At 54.4% G+C, this 9657-nt stretch carries 5 protein-coding genes and 4 pseudogenes; all 9 read left to right on the top strand.

Annotated features, from left to right (window positions below):
- The first annotated feature begins 347 nt into the window (after positions 1-347).
- The gene (istA, locus tag H5P17_RS25700) at positions 348-1871 is read left to right on the top strand and encodes an IS21 family transposase (RefSeq protein ID WP_182825825.1); all 1524 of its coding nucleotides are present in this window, start codon (positions 348-350) and stop codon (positions 1869-1871) included.
- Between the two features lie 13 nt (positions 1872-1884).
- Positions 1885-2630: pseudogene (gene istB, locus H5P17_RS25695) on the top strand (IS21-like element helper ATPase IstB).
- Between the two features lie 162 nt (positions 2631-2792).
- Positions 2793-4865 (top strand): annotated as a pseudogene (locus H5P17_RS25690) (RHS repeat-associated core domain-containing protein); the annotation flags it as partial.
- 996 nt (positions 4866-5861) lie between these two features.
- On the top strand, positions 5862-6422 hold the full coding sequence (locus H5P17_RS25685) for a recombinase family protein (RefSeq protein WP_182825827.1): 561 nt from the start codon (positions 5862-5864) through the stop codon (positions 6420-6422).
- A pseudogene (locus H5P17_RS26755) lies at positions 6406-6552 on the top strand (hypothetical protein); the annotation flags it as partial. The gene H5P17_RS25685 and the pseudogene H5P17_RS26755, both read left to right, overlap by 17 nt.
- Positions 6553-6555: 3 nt before the next feature.
- Positions 6556-7252 (top strand): annotated as a pseudogene (locus tag H5P17_RS26750) (AAA family ATPase); the annotation flags it as partial.
- 102 nt (positions 7253-7354) lie between these two features.
- Positions 7355-7786: a regulatory protein RecX gene (locus tag H5P17_RS25670; protein WP_182825823.1), complete on the top strand. Its 432-nt coding sequence runs from the start codon at positions 7355-7357 to the stop codon at positions 7784-7786.
- 390 nt (positions 7787-8176) lie between these two features.
- Positions 8177-8866: a DUF4232 domain-containing protein gene (locus H5P17_RS25660; RefSeq protein WP_370570061.1), complete on the top strand. Its 690-nt coding sequence runs from the start codon at positions 8177-8179 to the stop codon at positions 8864-8866.
- 28 nt (positions 8867-8894) lie between these two features.
- The gene (locus tag H5P17_RS25655; protein WP_182825822.1) at positions 8895-9521 is read left to right on the top strand and encodes a DUF2913 family protein; all 627 of its coding nucleotides are present in this window, start codon (positions 8895-8897) and stop codon (positions 9519-9521) included.
- The last annotated feature ends 136 nt before the right edge of the window (positions 9522-9657 follow it).

Below are 9657 nucleotides of genomic sequence, written 5' to 3'. Positions count from 1 at the left end.
ATCGCCGTTTACTGGAACGACTGGGTCATATCCCACCGATAGAAGCTGAAAAAGCGTATCATGTTGCTATAAAAGACAGGGAGCTCGCCGCCTGAGTTCCCGGACTAAATACTCTCCAATAAAACCGGTGCGGTTCAGTTTCTGGTTTTACGTGAACGCGTATTCCGGCGGAAAATACCACGATTTTGCACCATGGCCAGAATCACTGTTCATTTTGCCAGAATCGGTGTTCACCCGACCGGAATTGCCGTTCACACCGCCAGAATCATTCTTAACGCATTGATTTTTACTGCTATATCTCTTTCTTTCATTCCAGGGAAAGAGATAGGCCAAACAAGAGAATCGTCATGCGTAAAATCCATGAAATTTTAAGGCTGCGTTTTGAAGTCGGCCTGTCCTTCCGCCAGATAAGCCAGTGCGCTGATGTCAGCACCGGTGCCATCCAGAAAATGCTCAAACGTCTTGAGGCCTCAGGGATCTCCTGGCCACTCCCTGAGGGGATGTCAGAGCCCCGACTCGCCAGTCTGCTCTATCCTGAGTCTGACAGTCGTCCCGGGGCGCTGGAGGATCCTGACTGGGCTGAAATCCATATAGAGCTGCGTAAGAAAGGCGTCACCCGCCACCTTCTGTGGGAGGAATACTGCCAGCGGATGCCTGTCCGGGCGTACAGCTACTCGCAGTTCTGCTGTCGTTACCAGGCCTGGTGCCAGTCACAGAAGCGCTCCATGCGCCAGCAGCATCTCGCCGGTGAAAAATGCTTTATCGACTACTGTGGACCCACAGTGCCGGTTATCTCACCGGAGACCGGTGAATGCCGGCAGGCCCAGATCTTCGTGGTGGTGCTGGGCGCATCAAACTACAGCTTCGCGGAGGCCACCTATACGCAGTCGCTGCCGGACTGGCTTCTCAGTCACGTCAGGATGCTGGAGTTCTTCGGTGGTGTCCCCGAAATCCTGATCCCGGATAACCTGAAAAGCGGGGTTAACAAAGCCTGTCGCTACGATCCCAAACTGAATCCCTCTTACCAGCAGCTGGCAGAGCATTATCAGGTTGCAGTGATACCTGCCCGTCCCAGAAAACCCAGAGACAAGCCAAAGGTGGAAGTTGGCGTTCAGATCGTCGAGCGCTGGATCCTGGCCCGGCTACGACACCAGGTCTTCTTCTCGCTCGCAGAACTGAACCACTGTATCCGTACGTTGGTTACAGAGCTAAACGAACGGCCCTTCAAAAAACTGCCGGGCAACCGCCAGGAAGCCTTCGAAAGGCTGGACAGACCCGCGCTCAGACCGTTACCGGTACAACCGTGGCGCTACCGGCACATCAAAAAAGCGAAAGTGAATATCGATTATCACGTTGAATATGAACAGCACCATTACTCGGTACCCCATCAGTACGTCGGTAAAACGGTGGAGCTTCATGCCTCCGACAACCTGCTTGAAGTCTGGGCTGACGGGCAGATGATCGCCAGTCACCCACGGCGTCTTCATCCGGGTAACAGTACCGCCGCAAAGCACATGCCAGAACGTCATCGCCACCATCAGCAGTGGACGCCAGAGCGCCTGAAAAGCTGGGCGGCCGGTGTGGGCTCCGACACCCTCGCGTGGGTCAGCGGACGTCTGGCAGAAAAAGCTCATCCTGAACAGGCCTATCGCCTGTGTCTGGGGCTGCTGAGTCTGACGCGCGAGTATCCTTCAGAGCGCGTCAACAACAGCTGCCGGCTGGCTAATGCTGAGGGGTTGACCCGGCTGAAGCAGATAAAGTCGATCCTGAAAAATAACCGCGACCTTGTTCCGGCGGACAGAGATCTGCATCCGTCCCAGGAGCTCCCTCAGGAACATGAAAACATCCGTGGCCCACGCCACTTCCACTGAAACAGGGAACCCGATAATGCCACACACGCTGATGAAAAAGCTGACAGAAATGAAACTGACGGGAATGGCGGCCGCGCTGTCCTCACAGATGGTGCAACCCGGTACATACGAAGAACTCTCCTTCAGGGAAAGACTGGCGTTGCTGGTCACACGTGAATCTCTCGAAAGGGATCAGCGCAAACAGAAGCGTCTGCTACAAAAGGCACGGCTGAGGCTTGAAGCCTCAGTCCACGACATCGACTACCAGCCAGCGAGAAACCTCGAGCGTTCGCGGATCGCTCAGCTAAGCCAGAACGAGTGGGTGGTCAGGGGACAGAATCTGCTGATAACCGGCCCCTGCGGTTGCGGCAAGACCTATGTGGGCTGTGCTCTGGGCAACAATGCCTGCCAGCAGGGTTACAGCGTACAGTACTGGCGACTGAGCCGGTTGCTGGTAGAACTGACACACAGCCGCGCTGACGGTAGTTACCGGAAACAGCTTGCCCAGCTGTCAAAAACGCAGCTGCTTATCCTGGATGACTGGGGCCTCGAGCCGTTACTGCCAGCGCAGCGTAACGTAACGATCTGCTGGAACTGATGGACGACAGATACGGTAAGAACGCCACGGTGATGATAAGCCAGCTGCCGACGGATGAGTGGTACGGTTGCGTTGGCGATAACACACTGGCAGACGCGATCCTTGATCGTCTGATGCATAACTCCCACCGGCTGGAAATGAAAGGTGAGTCGATGAGAAAACGACTGGCACAGGTTGACTGAAAGTGAACGGTCGGTGTAATAAGAAGAGGTTAGAGCGCGTTAGGAAATAACGCGTTCACGTTCCCCCGGAATAGCCGTTCATCTTCACCAGAATAAGCACCTTATTACTGTATGATTTTCTTTGCAGCCTTATCGGTTGCATAACATAAACAGGAGAATACCATGAGCACATCGTTGTTCAGCAAAACCCCGACGGTCACGGTCCTTGATAACCGCGGCCTGACCGTGCGCGATATCGCGTATCACCGCCATCCCGGTTCACAGGACGTTACCAGTGAGCGCATCACCCACCATCAGTACGACGCCCGCGGCTTTCTGGCGCAGAGTACTGACCCGCGCCTGCACGACGCCGGGCTGGCGAACTTCAGTTATCTCACCGACCTGGCCGGCAACGTGCTGCGCTCGCAGGGCGTGGATAACGGCAACACCGTCAGTCTGAACGACGCCGCGAGACGGCCGTTTATCGCAGTCAGCAATATCCGCACCGCTGATGACGGTACGGAGGACAGAAGTCAGGCGGTGACACGTACCTGGCAGTATGAAGATGCAGAACTGCCGGGACGTCCGGTGAGCATTACTGAACAGGTCAGCGGCGAAGCCGCCCGCATCGCGGAGCGCTTCGTTTATGCCGGCAATACCGATGCGGAGAAAGCCCTGAACCTGGCAGGAATATGCGTCAGCCACTACGATACGGCGGGCCTGACTCAGACGGACAGCGTGGCGCTGACCGGCGTGCCGCTCTCGGTCACCCGCCGCCTGCTGAAAGAGGCGGACAATCCCGACGTTACGGCCGACTGGCAGGGTGATGATGCCTCTGCCTGGAACGACCTGCTCGCCGGAGAGAGCGAGGGATATACCACCCTGACCACAGCAGACGCCACCGGCGCGGTGCTGACCACCACGGACGCAAAAGGCAACCTGCAACGTGTGGCGTACGACGTGGCTGGCCTGCTGTTGGGCAGCTGGCTGACCCTGAAGGGCGGAAAAGAGCAGGTTATCGTCGCCTCCCTGACGTACTCGGCCGCCGGGCAGAAGCTGCGTGAGGAGCACGGCAACGGCGTGGTGACCACGTTCACGTATGAAGCAGAGACGCAGCGCCTGACCGGAATTAAAACGGAGCGACCGGCAGGACACGCTTCCAGAGCGAAGGTACTGCAGGACCTGCGCTATGAGTATGACCCGGTGGGCAACGTCCTGAAAACCACCAACGACGCTGAAGAGACCCGCTTCTGGCGCAACCAGAAAGTGGTGCCGGAAAACACCTACGTCTACGACAGCCTGTACCAGCTGGTCAGCGCCACCGGGCGCGAAATGGCAAATGCCGGACAGCAGGGCAGCAATCTCCCCTCCGCCACAGCCCCCCTTCCCACCGACAGATCTGCGTTTACAAACTATACCCGCACTTACAGCTACGACAACGCCGGCAACCTGACACAAATCCGTCACAGCGCCCCCGCGACAAACAACAGTTACACCACAAATATCACCGTCTCCGATAAAAGCAACCGGGGCGTGCTGAGCACGCTGACGGAAAATCCCTCAGACGTGGACGCGCTGTTTACGGCGGGCGGACAGCAGACGCAGCTGCAGCCGGGCCAGAGCCTCGCATGGACGCCGCGCAACGAGTTACTGAAGGTGACGCCGGTGGTGCGTGATGGAGACGCGGCAGACTATGAGGGTTACAGGTATGACGCGGGCAGCCAGCGGCTGCTGAAGGTCAGTGGGCAGAAAACCGGCAACAGCACGCAGACGCAGAGGGCGCTGTACCTGCCGGGACTGGAGCTGCGCACCACTCAAAACGATAACACTGAGACGGAAGGCCTGCAGGTGATAACCGCGGGCGAGGCGGGTCGGGCACAGGTGCGGGTGCTGCACTGGACATCAGGCAGGCCGACAGAAATCACCGGCGATCAGGTGCGTTACAGCTACGACAACCTGACGGGCAGCAGCAATCTGGAGCTGGACGGTGACGGGAACGTCATCAGCATGGAGGAGTACTATCCGTACGGTGGTACGGCAGTCTGGACCGCCCGCAGCGCGGTGGAGGCGGATTACAAAACCGTGCGCTACTCGGGCAAGGAGCGCGACGCGACGGGGCTGTATTATTACGGTTACCGGTACTACCAGCCGTGGGCGGGCCGGTGGCTGAGCGCGGACCCGGCGGGGACGGTGGACGGGCTGAATGTGTTCAGGATGTGCAGGAATAATCCTGTATCCATGAAGGATAGCGATGGGCGTGTTCCAACTATTAGCTCCATACCAAATGATACACCTTTGACAGAAATATTTCAGTGGGGAGATATTCTGTATGGATTAGATAAGCCTCGAGAGAAATCTTTATCTGCGTTGAACTCTTCCGGCTTTAAAAGAAAAGAAGCGATTAAACCACCCACTAAAAATATTTTGAAATCCATCAGGCAATCTTTCCGGAAGGTGAAAGAGAAAACTAATATTATCATTCAAAATGATATTACCAATGCTGTCTGGGACGTTAGCAAGCCTAAGGAGTATTCTGATGACAAAACGATAAATAAACAGTTAAACGATTCTGAGCGAGCCATTCAGTTTAGACAATTTATTTCTTCTCATGAGAAATACAACGTCATAGATCAGGATGAAGCGACCAAACTTATGTCAGAACCATGGAAAGCAATGCAACTTGGGGTTCCTTTATGGAAAAGAACGAGTAAAGCCGGGCTGGAGTTTCAGTTGCTGGTCAGAAAAAAACCGCTTCATTTTATGACCGATCTCATTGGAGATGATATAGGTGTGGTTATATCAAAAGAAGGACACGGGGCGAGTATAACATCCAGTGAGCTTCGTTGGTTATACCGACATAGAGATCTCCCCGAAGTTCGCTCCAACCTGATATTTTACCGTGATGGTAAAAAAATATCTCATGAGGAAATCTTTGGAAAAAATGAGTGGTCGAATTACCATCCCAAAAATCAATATAACAAAATGGAGAAAAAATTATCGTTACATTAAAATGAGAAAGCCCGGACGTCATGTGCTCAAGACAAACTGAAAAATAGGTTATATTGATCTTCAAATACAAATCGCCGATTCGAATGGTTCGGCGATATCTCAAGAAGATTTTCGTATTCTTTGGGTAGACCCAAAACAGGCAACCCGGTGAGACAGTTTTTCTGTCTCATTTGGATTGTATTTGTCTCAATCCCGGTGTTACGTTTTCATCATCTAGAGTTAAACGAGACAGTTTTCATCATTATGGCACTTTACGGCTATGCCCGCGTTTCAACCAGCGACCAGGATCTTACATTGCAGACACAAACTCTCCGCGCTGCCGGTTGCGAAATCATTCGTGCAGAAAAAGCCAGCGGAAGCAGCCGTACCGGAAGGAGCGAGTTGCAGCTGTTGCTGGAGTTCCTGCGCCCCGGTGATACGTTGATGGTGACCCGCGTGGATCGCCTGGCCCGCAGCATTAAGGACCTGCAGGATATCGTATATGCTCTGAATCAGCAGGGGGTAACGCTCAGGGCAACAGAACAACCAGTGGATACGCGTTCGGCAGCAGGTAAAGCCTTCCTCGATATGCTGGGCGTTTTCGCTGAGTTTGAAACCAATCTGCGACGTGAACGCCAGATGGAGGGGATTGCCGCGGCTAAATCACGGGGCGTGTATCGCGGAAGAAAGCCCTCAATAGATCACGCTGAGGTCTGGCGCCTGTACACCACGGAGAAGATGGGGGCCACGGCCATTGCCCGCCAGCTCGGGATCGGGAGGGCGTCAGTGTACCGGGCTCTGGATAATTATGAGCAGCCGGCGTAGCGTTATCCCGGCTGACTCCCTGTTGCAACTGCGGCAACGGCTTGATCGCCTGCCGCCAAAAAGTCCTGAACGGGCCCCCCAGATTGCCGCTGCCGCTCAGTTGTATGGTATTTCAGTCACGACGGTCTATCCGCTGATTAATGCCCTGTTTTACGACCTGGCACAGGATAAACAGGTGCAAATTCCCAAACAGGGTGAACGCCGCGAGCGGGAACTGCAGGAGCTGGTCAAAAAAGGTAAGCGCCCGGTGGTACTGTTTGTTGATGAGGCGCATGACCTGAACGGTAATACACTGACGAGGCTCAAACGGCTGATGGAAGTGGTTGAAGATGGGGGGGCGGCTATCTGTCGTTCTGGCCGGACACCCAAAACTGCGCAATGACCTGCGTCGTCCGACGATGGAGAAAATCGGTTATCGTACCGATATTTTTACGCTGGACGGGATCTCCGGCAGCCAGCGCGAATATATCCAGTGGTTGCTGAAGACCAGCATAGGCAAGGGTAAGCCGGAAGATTGAAGCAGTTGATCTGCTTGCGATGAAACTGCGAACACCGCTGCAGGTCCAGTTGCACCTGACGCTGGCGATGGAAGCAGGATACCAGACGGGTGAAAAACCGATTACCGCCACGTTGATTGAATCCGTGCTGTCACGTCAGTTGGATGACTTGGAACTGACGCTCACGCGGCATGGTTACCGGCTGAAGGACATGGTGGAGCAGTTCGATGCAAAACCTGCTGAAATCAGGGCATTATTTAACAATCAGTTCGACCCTGTTCGCACACATCCGAGCTGCGCGACAGAATGCTGGCGGTCGGTTTGCCAATATGACGATGTTGATTTGCAGTTATTGTGAGCCGAAATTTGCGCTGATTGCGAGCAGTTACAATTATCAGTAGGAAAAGACGGGCTCCTTTACAACGAAGGTGTCTCATGACATCACAGGAACTGTATGACTACGCGGTGTCACTGCTGGCAAAGCGGGATTCCGCATCCGGTGTGGCGCGGGTTCTGAATAAGCTGACGGAAGACAGGGAGGGTATCGACAAGGCGTTGTCGCGACTGGTTGAGTGTGGTTATCTGGATGATCACCGACTGATAACGCACCTGGTTGATAAACATATTCGAAAAAAACATGGCCCGGCCAGAATCAAACAGGAAATCAGGCAAAAGGGTTTTCCTCAGGAGTTGGTCGAGCTGGTGCTGGAGAAAGTGGATGTGGACTGGTATGCCATGGCAAGGGAACTGAAAGTCAGTAAATTTGGTGATGGGACGCCGTCAGATGCCAAAGAGAAAAACAAACAGATTCGCTACCTCCAGTACAAGGGGTTTTCGATGGATATGATATTTGAGGCATTGAGCTAATCATGGTTTGTTGTTAATCAGAGCCCCAGCTAAGACAAATGTTGCATTTTGTAGCTTCGCTCCCACTGGGCCAGCAATGCTGAATGCGTCAGTCAGTAGAGCTTCATGATTGATGTACACGCTCGTAAACGGCCCTCACGGCCCGGTAACGTGGAAAGCCTTGCCGGGGTTACTCCGACCGCACACACAACGTCTCCATCGCTTTTAGCGGGTATGACTCTTCAGGGGAAGGAGATGGGTAGGTGATCCCTATCAGATCGCACCGGCTGACGCCGGGCATCGGCGGTTTAACCTCTGCGTGACCATTTATGTCGGAGTACCGCCTTTCATGCGCGATGCGCATTACATACTCATGGTATATACTTAAGACATTCATCTAGGGAGGGATGTATGAAACACAGAGTCAGCGTGACCGTGGACAAAGAGCACTATCAGACACTACACGCCGCAGGCGTGTACATATCCGGGCTGGTTAATGACGCTATCGGCCGGGAGGCCCGTCGCACACAGGCCGAACTCTGGAAAACAGAGAACCGGGAAGGCATGGAAGAGATGGATATTGTCCGCCTCACTATTTTTCCTGCCGCGATGCTGTTGGCCTTTGCAATTTCAACGTCCGTTCGTGCCGAAACCCTCCCCGAACGTTCCGGTGCCTGTTTGGCGGCACAGCTGGCGGTGACGCTGGACAGCAAAAATGGCGCATTTGATGGCATGTCGCAAAACGGTGCCCTCCTGGTGTTGCGCAATACCGGACATATTGCCTGCACTCTGACTCGGTTGCCGGCGCTGAGGCTTGAGGATGCGAAACAACAGCCTCTGACCGTGGAACGACGCATTCCCCGTGGGATGCATCCGGGGCCGGTTCTGTTGCCGGTTGCAGTCGTACCAGGGCAAGAGGTTGCCAGCCGGCTACGTTGGGTGGCCAGCGATGCGTTTGATGCCGGCAACTGCGTTACACCGGCGTTTGTTTCGCTGGAGATGAAAGGCGGAACGTTGCGTATCCCATTTGACCACATGATGTGTGCCGCAGCTAGCGATACCGCGTATTTTGACCTGGGGCCTCTGGGCATGATGAAATAACCTTTTCACCCTGACTGAGGAAGACCGGTTGACCACTCCCGCCTATCAAAAACGTCCCACCGCTGAGCTGGCGCATCTGGCCTGGTGTCTACTGGTGGCGCTGTGCATCGAGGTGAATGATGGCCGGTCTGCGTCTGGCCTTCAGCAGCACGTGTTTATCATGCGCTGGCTGGCGAACGCCCAGAAACGCAAGCTGTTTCCTCGAACGGTAGCTGCCGATATTCTCTGGCTCCAGGCACAGGGAAAACTCTATGGTTTCAGGGCCAATCTGCGCGGTAAGGTGGAGTATATCTACCGTTCCAGTGCCGGGGCGCTGACGTCACAGAGTGATTTGTTTCGCTTCACCTATGCGGTGGAGACGCTGAAAAATATGGGGTGGGACGATAATTTGGTCTCAGATGTTGAGTGGAAAACGGCGCAAGCCGGCAGTATGCTGGTCTCGGCGGTGTTCACCCGGAAAACGGCGCTGAAAACCTGCTTTGATGACAGGCAGATGCTTATACAGCCACTGATATTGCGAATGACAGGCGATGTTAGCGGCGTGTCGGCGCTGTTCGCGCAATGTGCGCTGACGGTGAAGCAATGCGATGATGAACAAGGATTTTCTGTTTTTTCCGTCAACGTAGATAATGACAGAGCTAAGAGGAGAGCATGAAAAAACGTGGGGCAGTCGTAATCTATGCGACCCTGTCCACGATTCTGTGTAACTGCCTTTTCTCAGAAGTGACCGTCCAGGCGGTCACCGAACTCGATAATAAAGCGGCTCATTGCCATACGCCAGTCCCTCAGCG

The sequence above is a fragment of the Serratia sp. OS31 genome (assembly GCF_014164835.1).
Taxonomy (GTDB): domain Bacteria; phylum Pseudomonadota; class Gammaproteobacteria; order Enterobacterales; family Enterobacteriaceae; genus Serratia; species Serratia liquefaciens_A.
Note: the sequence above shows the minus strand (reverse complement) of the source record. Positions and strands in the feature narration are given on the sequence as shown.

Excerpts from the sequence above, each read along its gene's own strand:
- istA (WP_182825825.1), top strand. The coding sequence starts at position 348 with ATGCGTAAAATCCATGAAATTTTAAGGCTGCGTTTTGAAGTCGGCCTG.
- H5P17_RS25685 (WP_182825827.1), top strand. The coding sequence starts at position 5,862 with ATGGCACTTTACGGCTATGCCCGCGTTTCAACCAGCGACCAGGATCTT.
- H5P17_RS25670 (WP_182825823.1), top strand. The coding sequence starts at position 7,355 with ATGACATCACAGGAACTGTATGACTACGCGGTGTCACTGCTGGCAAAG.
- H5P17_RS25660 (WP_370570061.1), top strand. The coding sequence starts at position 8,177 with ATGAAACACAGAGTCAGCGTGACCGTGGACAAAGAGCACTATCAGACA.